Here is a 20716-nt window from a genome sequence, read left to right on the forward strand (position 1 = left end):
GGTGACCCGAGGTTACCGCCGTTCGGCATGTCGGCAAAACGATTTTATCGGCGTGTCCTTGTGATCTAGAATCACAAGGATGGCACGCGACCTCCCGCCCTTTTCCGCGCTTCGGGCCTTTGAAGCTGCGGCACGACACGAAAGCTTCAGCGCCGCCGGCGACGAGCTGCATGTGACTCACGGTGCCATCAGCCGGCAGATTGCCGGGTTCGAGGCCTGGCTCGGCAAGCCGGTGTTCCACCGCTACGGCAAGCGCGTGAAGCTCACCGACGAAGGCCGCCGCTACCTGGACACCGTGCGCGCGGCGTTCGACAGCATCGCGCTCGCGACCGAGCAGTTGCGCAACACGGGCGCGGCACGCGTGCTGCGCATCAATGCGCTGCCGACCTTCGCGATGAAATGGCTGCTGCCGCGCCTGTCGCGGTTCCAGCGCGACGTGCCGAACGTCGAGCTGAAGCTGTCGACGTCGAATGCGCCGCTCGACACGCTCGACGGCTTCGATGTCGCGATTCGCCGCGGCCCCGGCCACTGGCCGAACTGCACGAGCGGCCACTTCCTCGACGAAAGCGTGATTCCCGTCTGCAGCCCCGCGCTGCTCAAGCGCGCGCCGATCGCGCGCGCGGACGATCTCGCGCGCCATGTGCTGCTGCATTCGGATACGCGGCCGGAAGGCTGGCGCGACTGGTTCGCGGCGGCCGGCGTGGCGATGAAGGGGCGCAAGCGGCAGTCGTTCGACCACTTCTACCTGGCGCTGCAGGCGGCCGTCGACGGGCTCGGCGTCGCGCTCGGCCCGTTGCCGCTGATCGACGACGAGCTCGCGAGCGGCCGGCTCGTGATGCCGCTGGAGGGGCCGCGCATCGCGACGCGCAGCTACTGGTGGATCGCGCCGCGCGCGCCGGCGGACGATCCGCTCGTCGCGCAGTTCTGCGCGTGGCTGCAAACGCAGTCGAACGTCGGCGCGTAGCGCGTCGACGTTCGACGCAAAAGATGACGCGGGCGGCAAGACACCGCCCGCCGCAGGCTCAGACCACCGGGCCCGGTTCCTTTTCCTTGCGCAGGAGCGCGTACAGGATGATCGCGCCGAACGTCGCGGTGCCGATGCCGCCGAGCCCGAAGCCGCCGATCTTCAGCGAGAAGTCGCCGGCGCCGAGCACCAGCGTGACGGCCGCGACGATCAGGTTGCGGTTGTCGGAGAAGTCGACCTTGTTGACGACCCAGATCCGCGCGCCCGTCACCGCGATCAGCCCGAACACGACGATCGACACGCCGCCGAGCACGGGGCCCGGAATCGTCTGGATCACCGCGCCGAACTTCGGCGAGAAGCCGAGCACGATCGCGATCACCGCGGCGACCGCGAACACGAGCGTCGAGTAGATCCGCGTGACGGCCATCACGCCGATGTTCTCCGCGTAGGTCGTCACGCCCGTGCCGCCGACGCTGCCCGACACGATCGTCGCGAGCCCGTCGCCGATGAACGCGCGGCCCACGTAGCGATCGAGGCTCGCGCCCGTCATCGCGCTGACGGCCTTGATGTGGCCGAGGTTTTCCGCAACCAGGATCACCGCGATCGGCGCGAGCATCAGCATCGCGTGCGGATCGAACACCGGCGCGCGGAAGCTCGGCACCCCGAACCAGCCTGCCTGCCCGACGATCGAGAAATCGATCGGCTTGCCGAGCCCCATCCCGTTGGTCGCGACCGCGTAGATCGCGTAGGCGATCACCAGCCCGACCAGGATCAGCAGGCGTTGCACCATCCCGCGCGAGAACACCGCGACGCCGCCGACGCACAGCACCGTGACGAGCGCCATCACCGATTCGAAGGTCGACCCGGACACGCCCTTGACCGCGATCGGCGCCAGGTTCAGCCCGATCACCGCGACCACCGCGCCGGTCACGACCGGCGGCATCAGCGTCTCGATCCAGCGCGTGCCGATCGCCTGCACCAGCGCGCCGAGCGCGACGTACACGACGCCGCACGCGACGATCCCGCCGAGTGCGACCGGGATGTTCGGGTTCGGGCCGCTGCCGCCGTAGCCGGTCACCGCGATCACGAGGCCGATGAACGCGAAGCTCGAGCCGAGGTAGCTCGGCACGCGGCCGCCGACCAGCACGAAGAACAGCAGCGTGCCGATCCCCGACATGAAGATGCACAGGTTCGGATCGAAGCCCATCAGCAGCGGCGCGAGCACGGTCGAGCCGAACATCGCGACGACGTGCTGCACGCCCATCGCGACCATCTGCGGCCACGCGAGGCGCTCGTCGGGGCCGACCACGCGCGAGGCCGCGCCGGTCGATTGCACCCGCCAGCGCGGGAAGTAGGAATCGGACATGGGGAAAAGGGCTCCTGTCGGTCGCCGGCTGCGGAGGATGCGCCGGTCTGGAATCTGGCGCGAGTTTACGGAGCGGAAATGGGGCTGGCAAGCGGACTGGCAAGCACGCCGATGCGCGGGCCGGCGAGCGGGGCCGGCAAGGCCGAAGCGCGGCTTGCCGCGCGGGTGAAACGGGGCACGATGAAAGGGGCCCGATGAATCGGCGCGATGGCGCGACCCGGTGTAGCGCCTGCCCGCGCGGGGCCATGCGCGGGCGGCGATCGACGCCGGCCGCGACGCAAGCGTGCGCTCACATCGCGGCCGGCGCCGCTGACATCAGGGGTTGATGTACTGGAACAGCGACAGGTTCTGCAACTGCGCGTAAGCCTTCTGCGAGCCCGTCAGCGCGTTCTGCATCTGCAGGAACTGGCTGATCGTCGTCACCATGTTGGTGCTCGTCAGGTCGGACAGGTTGCTGGTGACCTGCAGCGACGCGGTCTGGTTGACGGCCTGCATCGCCTTGACTTCCTGCTCGCGGCCACCGACCGATGCCTGAATCGTCGTGACGTTGCGCATCGTGTTGCCAAGCTTGGTCGAGCCGGTCATCAGCGCGTTCTTCAGCGCCGCGGCCGCCACCGGGTTGCCCGTCACGGGCGTCTTCAGCGCCGCGACCATCGCGTCGAGCGTCGAGAACACGTCCGAGCCGCCGCTCGCCTGCGGCGCCGGCTCAACGGCAAACGTGTCGCCGGCGGCCGGCGTGCCCGACACCGCCACCGTCATGCCGCTGCCGAGCGAAATCGCCGAGCCCGACGAATAGGCCTGCGCCGGCGTGGTGGTCGGCGGGCTGACCGAGTTGTCGGTCACGGTGTAGGTCGGCGCGGCGGCCGTGCCGCCAAATTTGATCGAGAACTGATGGCCGTTCGTCGCGAACGACGGGTTCGTCACCGTGACCGCGCCGATCGTGCCGGTGCCCGTGTTGCCCGCGCCGGCCGACGGCACCGGCGAGCTGCCGATCGTCGGCACCGACATGAAGACGGCCGCGCCCGTGTCGCCCTGCGACACGGTGCTCGAATCGGCGATCTGCACCTGGCGCGTGCCGGTGTCGCCGACATAGGCGACGCTGCCGCTCGGCGTCGTCGAAAACGGCGCCGCCGAATTCTTCGTGCCGGCGAACAGGTAGTTGCCCGCGCCGTCGTTGGTGTTCGCGAGCGTCATCAACTGGTCGCGGTAACCCTGCAGCTGCGTTGCGAGCGCCGAGCGGTCGCTGTCGGACATCGAACCGTCGCCGGCGCGCACGAGCAGCGACTGCGTGTTCGTCAGCACGGTGCTCACGTTCTGCAGCGTCTGGTCCTCGGCCTGCAGTGACGCGAGCGCCGCACTCTGGTTGGTCGCGTACTGCGACAGCGTCGCCGACGTCATCGACAGCTGCACGGCCTGCGCCGCGCCGGCTGGATTGTCCGCCGCCGTCTGCAGGCTCACACCGCTCGAGATCTGCTGATACAGCTGCGCAAGCTGGGCCTGCTGATCGTTCATTTGTGAAACGTTCAGCTGGAAGAACTGGGCGCTGGAAATCCGCATCGCTTCTATCCCTCGAATCCGGTCAATTGAACAGGCCGAGCACGGTCTGGAACAGCGTCGCCGCCGTCTGGATCACCTTCGCGTTCGCCTGGTAGAACTGCTGGTACTGCATCAGGTTGGCCGCTTCCTCGTTGGTGCTCACGCCCGACACCGACTGCTGCGCCGTGGTGATCTGGCCGATCAGCCCGGTCTGCGCGGCGCTCGACGACTTCAACTGGGTCGTCGTGTTGCCGATGCCGTTCACGTAGCTCGCATACGCGCCCGTGAGCGTCGTCGTGCCGTTGCCGAACGCCTTCGCGTTGACCAGCTTCGACAGCGCGAGCGCGTTGGAGCCGTCGCTGGTGCCGCCCGCATACGGCCCGATCGTGAACGAGTCGCCGGTCGCCGGTGCGCCGGACAGCGTGACGCTCACGCCGTTGAGCGCGCCCGCGGCCGTTCCCGACATCGTCATCGTCGCGCCGGCCGCCGGATCGTACGGGACGGTGTCCGTGGGGCTGTTGATCGTGACCGACGTCGGCGGCGTGGTGCCGATCGTCACCGTGGTGCCGACCGGGAAACCCGTCAGCGTCTTCGCCGTCGCGTCATAGGTCAGCTTGGTCGTCGGCACTTGATAGCCCGCGGTTACGCCGCCCAGCGTGATCTTGCCCGTGCCGGTGTTGGTGCTCGCCGCCGACGTGACGGCCGGCGATGCTGCCGCGATCGCCAACGCGCTCGTCGTGGCGAGGCCGAAGCCGTTCAGCGCGCCGCGCGTCGGCAGCACGGTGAACTTGTCACCGGCACTCATCGAGCCCGACGGGATCGAGAAATTCAGGCCGCCGAGCGAAACAGGCATCGGCCCCGCCTTCTGGTCGACCACCGCGCCGCTCGCGCGGTCGGTCAGCGTGTACTTCGCGCCGTCGTAGGACAGCGTGTAGTCGCTTGTCGTCGGCTGCGACGCGTTCGCGAACGACACGGACAGCGACGCGTTGCCGGTATTGCCCTGGTTCGCGTACACGGTCGGCGACGGCGTCGCGAACAGGTTGCCGCCCTTGTTGCCCGACAGGTCGATGCCGAGTGCGTTCTGCGCGTTGACCTGCGCGGCGAAGCTGGTCGCGATCGCGCCGAGCTGGGCCTGTGCGGGGTCGAGCGTCTGGCTGCGGAACGCGAGCAGGCCGCCAAGCGTGCCGCCCGACAGCGACGAATCGGGCAACGCCTGGTTCGGCCCCTGCGGCTTCGCGCCGGCGATCCCCTGCGACACGACGGTCAGTTCGCTCGGATCCGACGTCGACGTGACGGCCGCAAGCTGGTAGCTCTTGTCGGCGACGACGAGAGGTTGGCCACCCGACATGAACACGCTGTAACCGCTGTCGTTGCGCACGACCTGGATACCGGTCAGGCCCGACAGGTTCGACACCGCGAGGTCGCGCTGATCCAGCAGCTGGTTCGGCGGCTGCCCTTGGCTGCTCGCCGCCGCGATCTGCTGGTTCAGCTGCGCGATCTGCGCGGTGTACGTGTTGATCTGCGACACGGTGCTGGTGAGCTGCGTGTTCACGCTCTGGCGCAGCGCGTCGTACTGCTGGCCGGCCGCGTTGAGCTGGTTGGCCAGCGTCTGCGCGTTGCTGATCGCGGTCTGCCGCACCGACGGGTCGGACGCGTTGTTCGCGACGTTCTGCAGCCCGGTGAAGTAGTTCGTGATCCCGGTCGAGACCCCGGCCGTCGGGCTGCCGATGTAGTTGTTCAGCTGCGCGACGAGCGTGTACCACGTCGACAGCGCGCCGCCCTGCGTCTGCGCGGTGTTCAGCTGGTCGCTCAGGTACTGGCTGTACTGCCGCTGCACGGTGACGGTGTTCACGCCTTGCGGCATGTAACCGCTGCCCGAGTATTGGCCGCTCGCTTCCGCATACACGGGCCGCTCGACCGAATAGCCGGGCGTCGCCGCATTGCTGATGTTGTTGCCGGTCGTCGTGAGGCCCCAGAGCGCGGCATTCAGGCCGCTGACGCCGAGGTTCATGAGTGTGTTGGACATGCGCGATCCTGATGAGCCGGCCGCGCTGCGGCCGCCGGGTTGCGTGACTCCCGGTATAACGGCCGCGATTTCAGAAAATTGAGGAAAAAATGCACGCGCGACGCGCATGCGCGCGACGCCGGTTCAAGCGTGCGGCCGAGGGTGCCGCGAACGCCGCGCGGGCCGCCCCGGGCGGGGCCGGCCGGCGCTTGCGCGTCAGGCCCGCGCGAGCGAGCGGCGCTTCATCTCGAGCTGCGTGATCAGCCGCTGCAGCGTGTTCTCCGCGCTGCCCGGCAGCGACATGTAGCGGAAGCCGAGCTGGTAGCGCCGCGACCCGTTCGGCATCTGCGTCGAACGCTGCGACACGAGCTGCAGGTCGAGCGACAGCTTGCCATGGCCGGTCAGGTCGAGCTCGACGTCGGGCAGCAGCGTGCCGACCTCGAGCGCCTCGACGCGTTCGTCGGCCGTGCGCAGCCCCACGCCGCCGAGCGACAGGTTATGCACCTCGAACAGGAAGCTCTCGCCGTCCGGCAGCTTGCCGCGGCACAGGAACGGATCGACGATCGGCGCATCGACGCGGAAATATTCGCGGCGCTGGATGCACATCAGCACGTCGGGGAAATCGGCGACGAACGCGGGCAGCCCCTCGAAGCGCGTCTCGCGCGGCGTGCCCGTGGAGAATTCGACGCGCACGCCCTCCGGCGCGGCCGCGAACGTGCAGTGCGACGCGCCGAGGATGCCGGCGTTCTGCTCCGACAGCGCACCCCAGTCGAACGTAAACGTCCGCGCACCGACATCCACCTCGAGCAGGCGCGTGACGAGCTGGCCGCCCGGATACTGGACGGTCAGGAAATCGCCGCGATTGACGAGGTTGCGCAGCTGCACGCCGATTTCCAGCGGATTGCGGCGGGCATAGTCGGGCCCGGAGTGGCCTGCATCCAGGCTGGGGTCCGTCGACGTTTCGATATTCATGGCTAGCCGGTCTGTCTTCTCATGGGCGCCCGGACAACCGGTGCGCAATAAAACCGGGCCAGAACGGGGGCCCGGTCGCAGGTCTCTCACACTTAGCGGCAGTGCTGACCGAAAGTTTAGATCGAATTGGGGATTTTTTTCGCGCAAACGTTGAAACCGCGCGCGGCGGGCTGCCGGGCGCGGTCCAGAGGGTACGACGGCGGTCGCCGACGGGTCGGTCAGCCGATCTGCTGCATGATCGAAATCAGCTTCTTCGCGTAGTTCGGGTCGGTCGCGTAGCCGGCCTTCTGCATCCCGTGCGCGAAGCCTTCGACGCTGCGGCTCGCGCTCAGCACGCCCGCGTAGCGCGGATTGTTCTTCAGCAGGTTCGCGTAATCGGTCATCGCGTGCTCGTACGAATCGTACGCGCGGAACTTCGCGACCACGCGGCGCGGCGTGCCGTTCACGTATTCCGTCGTCAGCGCGGACACCGTGCGGCCGGTCCAGCCCTTGGTCGCCTTGATGCCGAACACGTTGTAGCTCGTCGAGCCGTCGCCCGCGCGGATCTCGCGCTTGCCCCAGCCCGATTCGAGCGCGGCCTGGCCGACGATGAAGCGCGCCGGGATGCCGGTCGACGCGCTGGCCGCCTGCGCGGGGCCCGCGAGCCGGTCGACGAACGCGTCGGCGTCCTGCACGCCGCTCGCGCCCTTCAGCGGCGGCGTCAGCGCGCTGCCGGCCGAATAGCCTTGCGTGCCGGCGAGCCCGCCGTTGTTCGCCGCGTTCGCGTAGGCCTTCGCCATCGCGTTCATCGCGGCGAGGCCGCCTTCGTTGCCGGACGCGCCGAAGCCGTCCGCGCCCAGCCCGGCCGCGCCGACGTCGGCCGCCGTGTCGCTGCCCGCGCCCTGCCCCGCGTTGCGCAGCAGCTGCTTCATCAGCGCGTCGGCGACGCCGATCCCGCGCGTCGACATCTGCTGCGCGAGCTGCTGGTCGAGCATCGACGTGTACATCTTCGACGTATGCGAGTCGAACAGCCCGCCGTCGGGCGACGCGTCGCGCATGCTCTTGAGCATCATCTGCGTGAACATCGCGTCGAACTGGCCGGCGACCGCCTTCGCGCCAGCCTGCGGCGACTGCCTTGCCTGCGCGCGCAGTGCATCGAAACCCTGCACGTCGAGCGCAAAGCGCTGCGTGAGGTCGTTCGCGTTCGGGAGACTGGCTGCCATTTAGATGATCTCCAGGTCGGCGCGCAGCGCGCCGGCGGCCTTCATCGCCTGCAGGATCGACATCAGGTCCGCGGGCGTTGCGCCGAGCGTGTTCAGCGCCTTCACGACGTCGGCGAGATTCGCGCCGGCCGTCACCATCTTCAGCGCGCCGTTGTCCTGCTTCAGCTGGATCTGCGACTGCTGCGCCACCACCGTCTGTCCGTTCGAGAACGGGCCCGGCTGCGACACCACCGGCTGCGTGTTGACGACGACCGACAGGTTGCCGTGCGCGACCGCGCAGCTCTGCAGCGTCACCATCTGGTTCATCACGATCGAGCCGGTGCGCGCGTTCAGGATCACCTTCGCCGCAGCCTTGTCCGGGCTGACGTCGAGGTTCTGCAGCCGCGCCATGAACGCGACCTGCTGCGCCGAATCGGCCGGCGCGGCGAGCTGGATCGTGCGGCCGTCGAGCGCCGTCGCGGTGCCCGGTCCGAAGCTCGAATTGACCGCGGACACGATCCGCTGCGCGGTGCCGTAGTCCATGTCGTTCAGTTGCAGCTGCAGCACGCCGTTCATCTGCGCGATCGCGTTCGGCACCGAACGCTCGACGATCGCGCCGCCGACGATCCGGCCGGCCGCGAGCTGGTTCACCTGCACGCGGCTGCCGTTCGCGCTGGCGCCGGCACCGCCGACCGCCATGTTGCCCTGCGCGAGCGCATAGACCTGGCCGTCCGCGCCTTTCAGCGGCGTCAGCAGCAGCGTGCCGCCGCGCAGGCTCTTCGCGTTGCCGAGCGACGACACGGTGACGTCGAGCGCCTCGCCCGGCCGCGCGAACGGCGGCAGCGTGGCGGTCACCATCACGGCCGCGACGTTCTTCAGCTGCATGTTGCTCAGTTGCGACGCGCCGCCGTTGGCCGAGCCGTTGTTGATCGAGATGCCGAGGTTCGCGAGCATGTTCGCGAGCGTCTGCGTCGTGAACGGGGTCTGCATCGTCTGGTCGCCCGTGCCGTCGAGGCCGACGACGAGGCCATAGCCGATCAGCGGGTTGTCGCGCACGCCCTGGATCTGCGCGAGATCCTTCAGGCGTTCCGCGTGCGCGGGCGCGGCGCCGAACACGCACGCCGCGGCCACCAACGCGACGGCGAACCGCGCGAAGGCTTGCGCGCGGAACGACGGGCGGTTGAACGGGGTCTTCTGCATCGTCATCACCACGGCGCGATGTTGAGGAAGAAGCGCTGCAGCCAGCCCATCGTCTCGGCTTCGTTGATGTAGCCCTTCGACGAGTATTCGATCTTCGCGTCGGCGACCTGCGTCGAGTAGACGGAGTTCGCGCCCGAGATCGTGTTCGGGTTGACGACCCCCGAGAAGCGCACGAATTCGTTGCCCTGGTTGATCAGCATCTGCTTCTCGCCGCTGACCACGAGATTGCCGTTCGGCAGCACGTTGGTGACGGTCACCGTGATCGTGCCGTTGAACGTGTTCGCCGCGCTCGCGCCGCCGGTCGCCGCGAACTTGTTGTTGCCGGTCGCCGACAGGTTCGCCTTCGCGAACAGCCCGCCGAGGAAGCCGGCCGTCGGCACGTTGAAGTCGGTGTTGCCCTGCCGGTTCGTGTTCGCGCCCGACGACTTGGTCGCGTTGATGTTCTCCGCGATCATGATCGTCAGGATGTCGCCGACGTTGCGCGGCCGCTGATCCTCGAACAGCGGCCGCCCCGCGTAGCCGGGGTTGTAGATCGAGCCGGGCGCCTGCATCGACATCGGCATCGGCGGCTGCGCCGTCATCGGCTGCTGGATGATCGGATCGCGCGGAATCTGCGCGCAACCGGCGGCGAACGCCGCCACCGCGACCGCGCATGCGGCGCGGACGGTGGCTGACGGGAGGAGGCGAACCTGCTTCATGGCGACGACGGGTGTTCCGGTTAGCTCTTCATCTGCGTGACGGTCTGCAGCATCTGGTCGGACGTCGTCACGGCCTTGCTGTTGATCTCGTAGGCACGCTGCGTCTGGATCATGTTGACGAGCTCCTGCACGACGTTCACGTTCGACGATTCGACGTAGTTCTGGCTGAGCGTGCCCGCGCCGTTCAGGCCCGGCTGCGACACGTTCGGCGCACCCGACGAGGTCGTCTCGGAGAACAGGTTCTCGCCGCGCGCTTCGAGACCGGCCGGGTTGATGAAGGTCGCGACCTGCAGCGAGCCGATCTGCACCGAATTGGTCGAGCCGGCCTGCGTGATCGTCACGACGCCGTCCTTGCCGATCGTCAGCGACGTCGCGTTCTGCGGGATCGTGATCGCCGGCAGGATCTGGTAGCCGCTCGACGTGACGAGCTGGCCCTGCGCGTTGGTCTGGAACGAGCCGTCGCGCGTGTATGCGTTCGTGCCGTCCGGCATCAGCACCTGGAAGAAGCCCGCGCCGTTGATCGCGACGTCCTTCGAGTTGCCGGTCTGCGTGAGGCCGCCCTGCGTGTACAGGCGCTCGGTGGCGACCTGCTGCACGCCGGTGCCGAGCTGCAGGCCCGACGGCAGCTCGGTCTGCTGCGTCGAGTTCGCGCCCGGCTGGCGGATGGTCTGGTACAGCAAATCCTCGAACACCGCGCGCGACGCCTTGAAGCCGTTCGTGCTGGTGTTCGCGAGGTTGTTCGAAATCACGTCCATCTGCGCCTGCTGCGCATTCATGCCGGTGGCGGCGATGTAGAGCGAACGGTTCACTTGTCAGGTCTCCTGCGTTGGCTGGCGCGGGCGCTCAGCTGAAGTTGAGCAGCTGGTTCGCCGACTGCTCGTTCTGGTCGGCCGTCTGGATCAGCTTCGACTGAAGCTGGAACGCGCGCGCGTTGTCGATCATCGCGACCATCGCGGTCACCGGGTTGACGTTGCTGCCTTCGAGCGAATTCGGCGTGACGACCACGTTCGGGTCGGCATCGGCCGGATTGCCGTCGGCGGTGCGGAACAACCCGTCGTTGCCGCGCGTGAGCGTGGCCGGATCGGGATTGACGAGCTTCATCTGGTCGACGATCGCGACCGCCGTCGGCGGGTCGCCCGGCATCAGCGCGGAAATCGTGCCGTCCTTGCCGATCGTCACTTCCGCGTTCGGCGGCACCGAGATCGGGCCGCCATTGCCGACCACCGGCAGGTTGCTCGCGTTGACCAACTGGCCGTTCTCGTCGACGTGCAGGTTGCCGGCGCGCGTGTACGCCTCGCTGCCGTCGGCCGCCTGCACCGCCAGCCAGCCCGCGCCCTGCACGGCGACGTCGAGCGGGTTGCCGGTGCGCGTGATCGGACCCGGCGCGTAGTCGGCGCCGGGCGTCGACGCGAGCACGTAGGTGCGCGTCGTCGTCGGGTCGATCGCGCTGCCGTCGCCGAAATTCATCGGCACCGCGCGATACGTCGCGAGTTGCGCGCGAAAGCCCGTCGTCGACGCGTTCGCGAGGTTGTTCGCGACGATCGCCTGCTGGTCGAGCGACTGCGACGCACCCGTCATCGCCGTGTAGATCAGTCGGTCCATGGCTGCCCGTTATCCGCGCTTACAGGTTGATGAGCGTCTGGTCGACGGTCTGCTGCGTCTTGATCGTCTGCGCGTTCGCCTGGTAGTTGCGCTGCGCGGTGATCAGGTTGACGAGCTGCGACGTCAGGTCGACGTTCGAGTTTTCCAGCGCGCTGCCCTGCAGCTTGCCGTGGTTCGTGCTGCCCGGCGCCGAGATCTGCGGCACGCCCGACGCGGAGCTTTCCGCGTACTGGTTGCCGCCGAGGTTCACCAGCCCGTTCGGGTTGTTGAAGTTCGCAAGCGCGATCTGGCCGAGCACGGCGGTCTGGCCGTTCGAGTAGTTGCCGGTCAGCTTGCCGTCGGTGCCGATCGTGTAGGTCGTCAGCGTGCCGCTCGCGTAGCCGTCCTGCGCGAGGTTGTTCACGCCGTCCTTGCCGCCGTACTGCGTCGTGCCGGTCAGGTCGAGCGTGAGGCTCTGCGGCGTCGCCGAGCCGTCGGTGTTCGGCACCGTGAACTGGAACTGGCCGACCGACGTGGTCGGCGTGGGCGGCGTGCCCGTGGTCGTGCTCTGGATCGCGCCCGACGAATTGAAGTTGACCGTGCCGAGATCGGTCGTGGCGCCGCCCTGCACGCCCGCGTACGCTTCCCACGTGCCGGCCGCCGACTTCACGAAGTACATGTTGACCGCCTGCGAACCGCCGAGCGAGTCGTACACCTGGATCGACGTCGAGTAGTTGTAGGTCGTGTTGTCGGTCGCGCTGAACGGCGTCTTGGCCGGCACCGCGTCCTGCGAGTTCAGGTTGAACTGCGCGGAGATCTTGGTCGTCGCGGTCGGCGCGATGTTGGTCGTCGGCGCCTGCAGCGGCACGGTCTGCGCGGTGTTGATCACGCCGCCGTTGTTGGCTGCGTAGCCCATCAGGTTACGGCCTTGCGAGTCGACGATGAAGCCGTTCTTGTCGCGCTGGAACGTGCCGTCGCGCGAGTACGTCGTCACGCCGTTGTTCGACATCTGGAAGAAGCCGTTGCCGTTGATCGCGACGTCGAGCGACGAGCTCGTCGTGTTGATCGTGCCCTGGCCGAAATTCTGCGCCACCGCGTTCAGCGACGTGCCGATGCCGATCTGCGTGTTGGTCGACGTCGCGACCGAGTTCGCATACATGTCGGCGAACTGCGCGGTGCTCGACTTGAAGCCGACCGTGTTCGCGTTCGCGATGTTGTTGCCGATCACGTCGAGCGCGTTCGATGCACCCGACAGGCCGCTCAGACCCTGTTGATAACCCATTTCGGTCTCCGTTTCGAGATTGCTCGATCAGTATCAGTTGGAGGGGGTGCCGCTGCCGGACGAATTCGACGCGGACGACGTGGTATTCGGGAAAATCGACGCAACCTGGGTCAGCCCCACGGTCGCGCCGTTCGACAGCACGAGCCCCGCCGTGCCGTCCGCCTGCTTGATCACGCTCTGCACGGTCGACGCCGCGAGCGTCGTGGCCGGCTGCGGCGTGCCGTTGCTGTCGGTGTACGACGCGCTGACGGTGTACTTGCCGTCCGGCAGTGCGTTGCCCGCCGCGTCGGTCGGCGTCCAGTTGAACGGCACGGTGCCGGCCGACTGCGCGCCCGCGTTGATCGTGTTCACCACGGTGCCCGCCGCGTTCTTCACGGTGATCGTCAGGTTCGACACCGAACTCGCGAGCGACACGCCGAACGGCGACGCCGCGCCGCTCTTCACCGCGACCGCGTTGCCCGGCGCGAGCACGTTCGTGCCGATCAACAGCGCGGCCTGCGTCTGCTGGCCCGCCGTGAGCTGCGAAGACAGCGACGTGAGCGACGTGTTCAGCTGCGCGATGCCGCTCACCGTGTTGATCTGCGCGAGCTGCGACGTCATCTGCGAGCTGTCGACCGGGCTGGTCGGATCCTGGTTCTGCAGCTGCGTGACGAGCAGCTTCAGGAACGTCGCCTGCAGGTCGCTCGCCGACGTGCCGTTGGTGTTCGACACGTTGTTGGTGTTCATCGTGTCGGTCGGCAGGTTCGACACGTTGGTGCCGTTGCTGCCGATCGTCGTGCTGGAGGAAGTCATCCTGGGTGGCCTTCTGTCGGAACTGTCGAGTCTGTAAGGTCGGTCGGCGCGCGGCTTACGAGCCGATCGTCAGCGTCTTGAGCATCAGCGTCTTCGCGGTGTTCAGCGTCTCGACGTTGGCCTGGTACGAGCGCGATGCCGAGATCATGTTCACCATCTCCTGCACCGGATCGACGTTCGGCATCTGCACGTAGCCGTTCGAATCGGCGGCCGGGTTCGACGGGTCGTAGGTCGACTTCATCGGCGACGGGTCGTCCATCACCTTCGTCACGCGCACGCCGCCCACGCCCTGGCCGGACGCGGTGCGCGCGCCGCCGATCGGGTCGGTCGCGAACACGACCTGCTTGGCCTTGTACGGCTTGCCGTCGGGGCCGGTCGCGCTGTCGGCGTTCGCCAGGTTCGACGCGGTGACGTTCAGGCGCTGCGACTGCGCGGACAGCGCCGAGCCGGCGACGCCGAAGATGTTCATCAACGAAGGCATGGAAGCTCCTTTTGCTCGGATTCGGACGCGGTGCGCGCCGTCACTGGTTCGACGTGATCGCGGCGATCATCGCCTTGATCTGCTGGGTCATCACGGTCATCCCGGTCTGGTAGTGCAACGCGTTGTTCGCGAACTGCACGCGCTCGACGTCGAGATCGACCGTGTTGCCGTCGAGCGCCGGCTGCAGCGGCATCCGGTATTGCGCACGGCCGTAGTCGTCCGACGGGCCGCCCGTCGGGATCAGCTTCGCGGTGCCGGCCATGTGGCCCGCCGCCGTCGACACCATCGACATCCCGCTCGTCACGCCGGCCGGCTGCGCCATCGGCAATTGCGCCGCGTTGCTCGGCGCGAGGCCGCCGCCCGCCTGCTTCAGCGAGCGCGCGAGCGTCGATGCGAAATCGACGTCGCGGGCCTGGTAGCCGGGCGTGTCGGAGTTCGCGATGTTCGACGACAGCAGTTCCTGCCGGTAGGCGCGCACGTCCAGCGCCTGGCGGCCGAACGCGAATTCCGCATCGAGTTTGTCCAGCATGTGTGCGTCTCTCCGTATGAAGCGCTGCACGCCCCTCGCGCCGGATGGCGACTCGAGAGGCTTTTTTCCATGACAGCGATGGTAGGCGTCGGACGCAACCGGCAATCGGGCGAATAACGCGGCAAAGGCCCCCTCTATTCATCGTTTGCGCGACCGCCCCGCTCCCTAGAATGCGAAGCGGAGCAACGGATCGGGGATACGGCGATGACTGGCAGCGCACTTCGCGAAAGGAACGGGCGGCTCACGCACGTCCGGCGTGCGTTTGCGCTCGCCGCGGCGCTGTGGATCGCCACCCCCGCCGCGCACGCGGACGACGCGATGATCGTGATTCCCGGGGGCGGCGAGACGGCCGAAACCGCGCTCGCGCACGCCAATGCGGCGAGCGGCGGGCAGTTCGGCGGGAATGCGGCGATGGCGCCGGGTTCGGGACTGGCGCCGGGTTCGGGACTGGCGCCGGACACGGGGCGCGCGGCGAGCGGCGCGGGTGGGAGCGCGGGTGTCGCCGCCGGCGCGTCCGGCACCGGCTACGCAGCGCAACCGGCGGGCACGATGGTCGTGACGACCGTCCCACCGCCGGCTCCTGCGCCAGCGCCTCGCCCTGTCTACGCAGCCGCCCGCATGAACGCCGGAACCGGATATGGCGCGCCGCGCGCCGCCGATCCGAACGCGATCGCGACGGTCGTCGCCGGCACGGCCGAACCCGCGTCGAATTCCGTAAGGCCGGCCCCACAGCCGGCCATGGCCGCGCGCCTGGCGGCGGCCCGCGCCGCGTCGGCCGCGCGCGCCGTCCCGGTTTCCGCGAACCCGGCCCCGGCGGCCAATGCCGCCAACGCGGCCCAGCCCGCGACGCCGCCCGGCCAGCAGGATCCCGAGTCGATCCGCCGCGCGGCCCTCGCGTTCCTGCAGCAGCAGATCGCGGGCCTGCCCGGCAAGGCCACCGCCACGGTCACGACCGCGTTTCCGCGCGGGCTCGCCGCGTGCACCACGCTCGAACCGTTCATGCCGACCGGCGCGCGCCTGTGGGGCCGCACGACGGTCGGCGTGCGCTGCGCGGGCGAGCGGCCGTGGACCGTCTACCTGCAGGCGAAAGTCACCGTGCAGGCCACCTACTACGTCGCCGCGCGCCAGATCGCGCCCGGCGAGCCGCTTTCCGCGGCCGACCTGGTCGCCCGCGACGGCGACCTGACGGTGCTGCCGCTCGCGGTGATCACCGATCCGGCGCAGGCGATCGGCGCGACCGCGCTCGCGCGCATCTCGGCCGGGCTGCCGCTGCGGCAGGACCTGCTGAAGAGCGCGGCGTCGGTGTCGGCCGGCCAGACGGTGCGGGTGGTCGCGGCCGGGCCCGGCTTCACGATTTCGGCCGAGGGCAGCGCGCTGGCGAATGCGGCGCCCGGCCAGTCGGTGCGGGTGCGGATGGCGGCGGGCCAGATCGTCACGGCAATCGTCAAGGACGCCGGCACCGTGGAAATTCCGTTATAGGGACGGATCTCATGGCAAGAATGTAAAGAATTGTTTATTCGGGGCATTTCGGGCTCGCGATGCTAAAGTTCGGGCCGACCCGGCCGTTATCTGGGTCAAACCGAACAGGAAACCCATCGTGAAGATCGATTCCACTCCGAACCCGAGCCCCCTGGCGCCGACCGGCAACGGCGCGACCCGTGCGCAATCCGGCACGGCCTCGTCTTCGTCCGCGCAGGCGGCCGATGCGGGGTCGACCGGCGATGACACGAGCGTGAACCTGTCGGGTCTGTCCGGCCAGTTGCGCTCGGTATCCGCGTCCGGCAACGGCGATATCGACACGGGCCTGGTCCAGTCGATCAAGGACGCGCTGAACAACGGCACGCTGACGATCGACGCGAACAAGATCGCCGACGGCGTATTGAATACCGCCCGAGAGCTGCTGCAGCAGCAGCGCCCGGGCAACTGAAGCCGGCCTCGCTAGGTCGGCCCCCCGGTTTGCCGGCGCGCCTACCCGCGCCGGCGCGACGAGCATGACGCGATGAAAGAAGAGCTGCTGGCCACGGTCAACGACGAACACGCGACGGTCGAGGCGTTCGCGTCCCTGCTCGCGTACGAGGAAAAGGCGCTGACGATGGCCCAGCCGCTCGAGATGCTGCCCGGGATCGTCGAGAAGAAAAGCGAGCTGATCGACCGGCTCGCGCAGCTCGAACGCACGCGCGACACGCAGCTTTCCGCACTCGGTTTTCCGGCCGGCAAGAAGGGGATGGACCAGGCCGCCGAGCGCGATGCCCGCCTCGCCGGCCGCTGGCAGTTGCTGCAGCAGTCCGCCGAACGCGCGCGCCAGGCCAATGCGAACAACGGGATGCTGATCCGGATCCGGATGGACTACAACGAGCGCGCGCTCGCGGTACTTCGCTCGGCCCCCGCGCCGGCCGGCGTCTACGGCCCCGACGGGCGCGTGTCGGCACTCACGCGCTGAAGCACTGACTGACCGGCGGCAGCGCCGCCACCGTACGTTCCGCCTCTCGCCGCCATGCGCGGCCTCGCACGTTTCGACAGACCGGGCCCGAGCCCGGCACTCACGGTCCCTTCCGATACACGGCCGCGCAGCCGCGCCGCCGTCCCGTCACGACAATCAGAAGAGGGCCGCATGCCAGTTTTCCGCATTCCGTTTTCGTCCCGCGTCGCCACCGCCTCCGCCGTCGCGGCACTCGGCGCCGCATTGACGCTCCCCGCCGCGCAGGCCGCCGGGCCCGCGCCGCTGCCCACGCCGACGGGCGACATGTCGCTGTCGCCGGCCGGCCCCGACATCGCGCCGCCGGCCGCATCGAGCCCGCCGGGCGCCACGCCGCGCGCATCGCGCCGCGGCTCCGACACCTACACGTACTTGCGCTGCTGGTACCGGATCGACGCCGATCCGCTGAAGCCGGCCGCGACCTACGAATGGGCGCGCAACCCCGCCGGCGGCGACTGGTATCGCGTGTCCGGCTACTGGTGGGCGGACGGCATCACGCAGTGGAAGAACATGTTCTACAGCACGACGACGCAGGACACGCTCGCCGACGTGTGCCGCAAGACGCTCTCCGCGAAAGGCATCAGGACCGACCTCGTGCAGGCGGTCGCGGCCAACAACGCGCTGTCGTTCAACTACACGGTGTGGACCATCGACGCCGCGCAGCAGGACACGCGCGTCAACAAGCTGATCGTGTTCGGCGACAGCCTGTCCGACACGCAGAACATGTTCAGCGCGAGCCAGTGGAAGCTGCCGAACGGCACGAGCTGGCAGGCGGGACGCTTCAGCAACGGCCCGGTGTGGGCCGAATATCTCGCGAACGCGCTGCGGCTGCCGTTCTACAACTGGGCGATCGGTGGCGCGGCGACCGACCAGTACCTCGTCGTGCCGGGCCTCGTGCAGCAGGTCGATTCGTGGCGCGAATACATGGATCGCGCGCCGGACTACCGGCCCGCCAACACGCTGTTCGCGGTGTTCGCGGGCGGCAACGACCTGGTGAACTACGGGCGTTCCCCCGAGCAGGCGGCGAATGCGGTGCGCGACAGCCTCGAGCGGCTCGCCGCGGCCGGCGCGACGCGGATCCTGCTCGTCACGCTGCCGGACGTGTCGCGCGCGCCTGTGTTTGCGACCCGCACCGACACCGCGAGTGTCGCCGCGCAGGTCAAGGACTACAACCAGCGCCTCGCCGACGCGGCCGCCGCGCTGCGCGCCCGCTACGGCGCGACGCTGCGGCTCGAGGTATTCGATGCGTCCGCGCTGTTCGACGACCTGCTGAGCCATCCGGCCCAGTACGGCTTCGACGACGCGAAGCGTTCGTGCCTCGACATCCCGAAGCCGTCGTCGCTCACCTACCTGAGCGCCCAGACCCCGCGTGCGGACTGCCGCGATCCGGCGCGCTTCGTGTTCTGGGACACGCTGCACCCGACCACGCGCACGCATGCGTGGCTCGCCGAGCGGATCGCGCCGTTCGTGCGTGCACGCCTGCTGAACTGACGGGCGCGCGCGGCGGCGCTTACAGCAGCGGACACGCGGTGACCTGCGTGCCGCGCGCCACGCACAGCCGCTCGTAGTCGCGCAGGTACGCGCGCTCGTCGTCGTCGAGCAGGTCGAGATCGATCAGGTCCCAGTCGTAGCCGACCGTCACGATGTTCTCGAACGTGACGGTATCCGGCTGCGCGTCGTCCTGGCGGATGATCACGATGTTCTCGATCCGCACGCCGCCCTTGCCCGGCACGTAGATGCCGGGCTCGATCGAAATCACCGCATTCGGCACGAGCCCGTACTTCGCGCCCGGCGCGAACCGCACGCCGCCCTCGTGCACGTGAATCCCGACGCCGTGCCCGGTGCCGTGGCCGAAATCGTGGCCGTGGTCGCGGCACACCTGCCGCACGAGCGCATCGACGTCGCCGCCGGTTGCGGTGCTCGGGAAGCGCGTGACGAGCCCCTTGATGCAGGCCTTCAGCGCGACCGTGTAGATCTCGCGCTGCCACGGCTGCGCGACCGTATCCGGCCGGGTCCGGCGCAGCACCACGCGCGTGCAGTCCGTCGCGAAACCGGCTTCGTAGTAGGCGCCGCTGTCGAGCAGCACGAGTTCGCCTTCCGTCAGCTCGACGTCGGCGCTCGCCGCCGTGTAATGCGCGAACGCGCTGTTCGCGCCGTTCGCCGCGATCGACGGAAACGTCAGCGCGACCGCCGAACGCGCGCCATACGCGTCGTTGATCGTGCGCGCCAGGTCGTATTCGGTATGGCGTGCGCCCGGCTCGCCGGCCTTCGCCCAGCGCATCGTCTCGGCGATCGCCGCGGAACTGCGCGCGAACGCGTCGCGGAACCGGTCGAGCACCGCCGGCGTCTTGCCGGCCCGCATCGCCTCGACCGGGTTGAAGTCGGCATGCCGCGCGTGCGGCCACACCCGCTTCACCGCGTCGACGAGCGCGCAGTTCACCGATTCGAAGCCGTAGCACACGTGCTCGACGTCGAACCGGGCAAGGAAGCGCTCGAGCGCCGCGACGTCGCGCCGGATCACGTGCAGCGCCGGATACGACTCGAGTGCGACCTCGCAGCGGTCGCAGCCTTCCGGCAGGAACAACGCCACCTCGGCGCCGACCGCGAACAGGAAACCGAGATGCGACGATGCATTCGGGATGTGATAGCCGCGGCTGTTCAGCAGATACGCAAGATCGTCCGACGCGCAGGTGAAGAACGCGGTCTTGCCGTCCGGCGCGCCGGTATGCGCGGCGAGCTTGCGGTTCAGCGTGTCGAGGTTCTGCGCGACGCTCAGGCCGGTCGCCGATTCCGGCACTTCGAAGATCGGCCGCTCGACGACCCAGCCCGGCAATGCGATCGCACGATCGATTTCCCGGTCGGCGAGGCTCGTCCAGTCGAGCGACGCGGCCTGCGTCTGTTCGAACAGACGATCGCGCTGCGCGACGCTGATCCGCCGCGCGTCGTAGCCGACCCGGGCGAGCCGGCTGCCGTGCGCGAGCAGCCAGTCGGCCATCGCCTGCCAGATCGTCACGTTCATCCCGAGCTTCTCGATACGCACGCGCGCCGGATCGCACTGCCGTTCCGCCTGCAGGTGATAGCGGCCGTCGACGAACAGCACGAACGGGGGCAGATCGAGCGCCTGCGCGGTTGCCGTGCTCAGGAAGATCCCGCAACCGGCCGAGCCGTCGAAACCCGATACTGCGTAGCGCGGATTGTTGGCGAGCGGCAGGTACTCGGTCACGTATTCGTCCTGCGACGTGACCAGCACCGCGTCGAGCCGCGCGGCATCGAGCAGGCGCGACAAGCCCGCCTGCGTGTCGACGACGGATGCGTCGTACGGTGGAAGGCCGGAGAAGCTGTATTTCAGTCGATCGATCATCGGAAGCCCGTTATGCATTGTTGTCGGCGGCCGGCGGTGACGCGGCGGGGTGCAGACCCGAGGCAGGCCTGGCGCGGCACGGCGCCGCTGCGGGTGGACGCTCGGCCCGGCGCGGTGCCGTGCCGCCATGCCGTTCCGGCAGCAGGCCTTTAAAAATATTTCGTCTCACTTAACTTTTTTTGATACTCGCGACAGAATCTAGAGCACGCCGAAATTGAGGTCAAGCTAAAATTTTCGTAGGGCTAAAATCGGCGCGGCGCCCGCGCATCCCGGCACAACGAGCATTCACCCG

Annotated in this window: 19 protein-coding genes; 5 read left to right on the forward strand and 14 right to left on the reverse strand. The window is 68.6% G+C overall.

All coding sequences use genetic code 11. The features are described from left to right. Positions 1 to 79 precede the first annotated feature (79 nt). Positions 80 to 964 (forward strand): transcriptional regulator GcvA, encoded by an 885-nt coding sequence (locus HWX39_RS28175; RefSeq protein WP_069249062.1) that lies wholly within the window; start codon positions 80 to 82, stop codon positions 962 to 964. A gap of 58 nt (positions 965 to 1022) precedes the next feature. Here HWX39_RS28175 and HWX39_RS28180 read toward each other — a convergent pair whose 3' ends face one another. The 13 genes from HWX39_RS28180 to flgB all read right to left on the reverse strand — a co-directional run bounded on the left by HWX39_RS28180 (position 1023) and on the right by flgB (position 14587). After that, positions 1023 to 2330, reverse strand: a complete 1308-nt coding sequence (locus HWX39_RS28180; RefSeq protein ID WP_175970995.1) for a solute carrier family 23 protein — start codon at positions 2328 to 2330, stop codon at positions 1023 to 1025. A 315-nt stretch (positions 2331 to 2645) separates the two neighbouring features. Continuing rightward, positions 2646 to 3887 carry a flagellar hook-associated protein FlgL gene (gene flgL / locus HWX39_RS28185; RefSeq protein ID WP_175970996.1) on the reverse strand — a complete coding sequence of 414 codons (1242 nt, stop codon included), beginning with the start codon at positions 3885 to 3887 and terminating at the stop codon, positions 2646 to 2648. 22 nt (positions 3888 to 3909) lie between these two features. Beyond that, positions 3910 to 5892 carry a flagellar hook-associated protein FlgK gene (flgK, locus tag HWX39_RS28190; RefSeq protein ID WP_175970997.1) on the reverse strand — a complete coding sequence of 661 codons (1983 nt, stop codon included), beginning with the start codon at positions 5890 to 5892 and terminating at the stop codon, positions 3910 to 3912. Positions 5893 to 6087: 195 nt separating this feature from the next. Further along, positions 6088 to 6843, reverse strand: coding sequence for a flagellar brake protein (locus tag HWX39_RS28195; protein WP_175970998.1), 756 nt, complete (start codon positions 6841 to 6843; stop codon positions 6088 to 6090). A gap of 218 nt (positions 6844 to 7061) precedes the next feature. Further along, positions 7062 to 8045, reverse strand: coding sequence for a flagellar assembly peptidoglycan hydrolase FlgJ (gene flgJ / locus HWX39_RS28200; protein ID WP_175970999.1), 984 nt, complete (start codon positions 8043 to 8045; stop codon positions 7062 to 7064). Next, positions 8046 to 9224, reverse strand: coding sequence for a flagellar basal body P-ring protein FlgI (locus HWX39_RS28205; protein WP_244135115.1), 1179 nt, complete (start codon positions 9222 to 9224; stop codon positions 8046 to 8048). A 5-nt stretch (positions 9225 to 9229) separates the two neighbouring features. Next, positions 9230 to 9922, reverse strand: coding sequence for a flagellar basal body L-ring protein FlgH (gene flgH, locus HWX39_RS28210; RefSeq protein ID WP_175971000.1), 693 nt, complete (start codon positions 9920 to 9922; stop codon positions 9230 to 9232). Positions 9923 to 9942: 20 nt separating this feature from the next. Then, complete coding sequence (gene flgG, locus HWX39_RS28215; protein WP_174953896.1) at positions 9943 to 10731, reverse strand: flagellar basal-body rod protein FlgG; 789 nt, start codon at positions 10729 to 10731, stop codon at positions 9943 to 9945. Positions 10732 to 10765: 34 nt separating this feature from the next. Continuing rightward, complete coding sequence (gene flgF / locus HWX39_RS28220) at positions 10766 to 11524, reverse strand: flagellar basal-body rod protein FlgF (RefSeq protein ID WP_175971001.1); 759 nt, start codon at positions 11522 to 11524, stop codon at positions 10766 to 10768. 19 nt (positions 11525 to 11543) lie between these two features. After that, the gene (gene flgE / locus HWX39_RS28225; RefSeq protein WP_175971002.1) at positions 11544 to 12785 is read right to left on the reverse strand and encodes a flagellar hook protein FlgE; all 1242 of its coding nucleotides are present in this window, start codon (positions 12783 to 12785) and stop codon (positions 11544 to 11546) included. Positions 12786 to 12818: 33 nt separating this feature from the next. Continuing rightward, positions 12819 to 13577 carry a flagellar hook assembly protein FlgD gene (locus tag HWX39_RS28230; RefSeq protein WP_175971003.1) on the reverse strand — a complete coding sequence of 253 codons (759 nt, stop codon included), beginning with the start codon at positions 13575 to 13577 and terminating at the stop codon, positions 12819 to 12821. Positions 13578 to 13632: 55 nt separating this feature from the next. Further along, positions 13633 to 14058, reverse strand: coding sequence for a flagellar basal body rod protein FlgC (gene flgC / locus HWX39_RS28235; protein ID WP_011353470.1), 426 nt, complete (start codon positions 14056 to 14058; stop codon positions 13633 to 13635). Between the two features lie 40 nt (positions 14059 to 14098). After that, positions 14099 to 14587 (reverse strand): flagellar basal body rod protein FlgB, encoded by a 489-nt coding sequence (flgB, locus tag HWX39_RS28240; RefSeq protein WP_175971004.1) that lies wholly within the window; start codon positions 14585 to 14587, stop codon positions 14099 to 14101. Positions 14588 to 14791: 204 nt separating this feature from the next. On the opposite strand from flgB, the gene flgA reads away from it, so the two are divergent. The 4 genes from flgA to HWX39_RS28260 all read left to right on the forward strand — a co-directional run bounded on the left by flgA (position 14792) and on the right by HWX39_RS28260 (position 18554). Next, positions 14792 to 16066 carry a flagellar basal body P-ring formation chaperone FlgA gene (flgA, locus tag HWX39_RS28245; RefSeq protein WP_175971005.1) on the forward strand — a complete coding sequence of 425 codons (1275 nt, stop codon included), beginning with the start codon at positions 14792 to 14794 and terminating at the stop codon, positions 16064 to 16066. A 118-nt stretch (positions 16067 to 16184) separates the two neighbouring features. Then, complete coding sequence (flgM, locus tag HWX39_RS28250; protein ID WP_175971006.1) at positions 16185 to 16514, forward strand: flagellar biosynthesis anti-sigma factor FlgM; 330 nt, start codon at positions 16185 to 16187, stop codon at positions 16512 to 16514. Between the two features lie 72 nt (positions 16515 to 16586). Beyond that, positions 16587 to 17027 carry a flagellar protein FlgN gene (locus HWX39_RS28255; RefSeq protein WP_175971007.1) on the forward strand — a complete coding sequence of 147 codons (441 nt, stop codon included), beginning with the start codon at positions 16587 to 16589 and terminating at the stop codon, positions 17025 to 17027. A gap of 171 nt (positions 17028 to 17198) precedes the next feature. Further along, positions 17199 to 18554, forward strand: a complete 1356-nt coding sequence (locus HWX39_RS28260; RefSeq protein ID WP_175971008.1) for an SGNH/GDSL hydrolase family protein — start codon at positions 17199 to 17201, stop codon at positions 18552 to 18554. Positions 18555 to 18573: 19 nt separating this feature from the next. Here HWX39_RS28260 and HWX39_RS28265 read toward each other — a convergent pair whose 3' ends face one another. Next, positions 18574 to 20424 (reverse strand): M24 family metallopeptidase, encoded by a 1851-nt coding sequence (locus HWX39_RS28265; RefSeq protein WP_175971009.1) that lies wholly within the window; start codon positions 20422 to 20424, stop codon positions 18574 to 18576. Positions 20425 to 20716: the final 292 nt, after the last annotated feature.

Source organism: Burkholderia sp. BCC0322, assembly GCF_902833045.1.
Classification (GTDB): domain Bacteria; phylum Pseudomonadota; class Gammaproteobacteria; order Burkholderiales; family Burkholderiaceae; genus Burkholderia.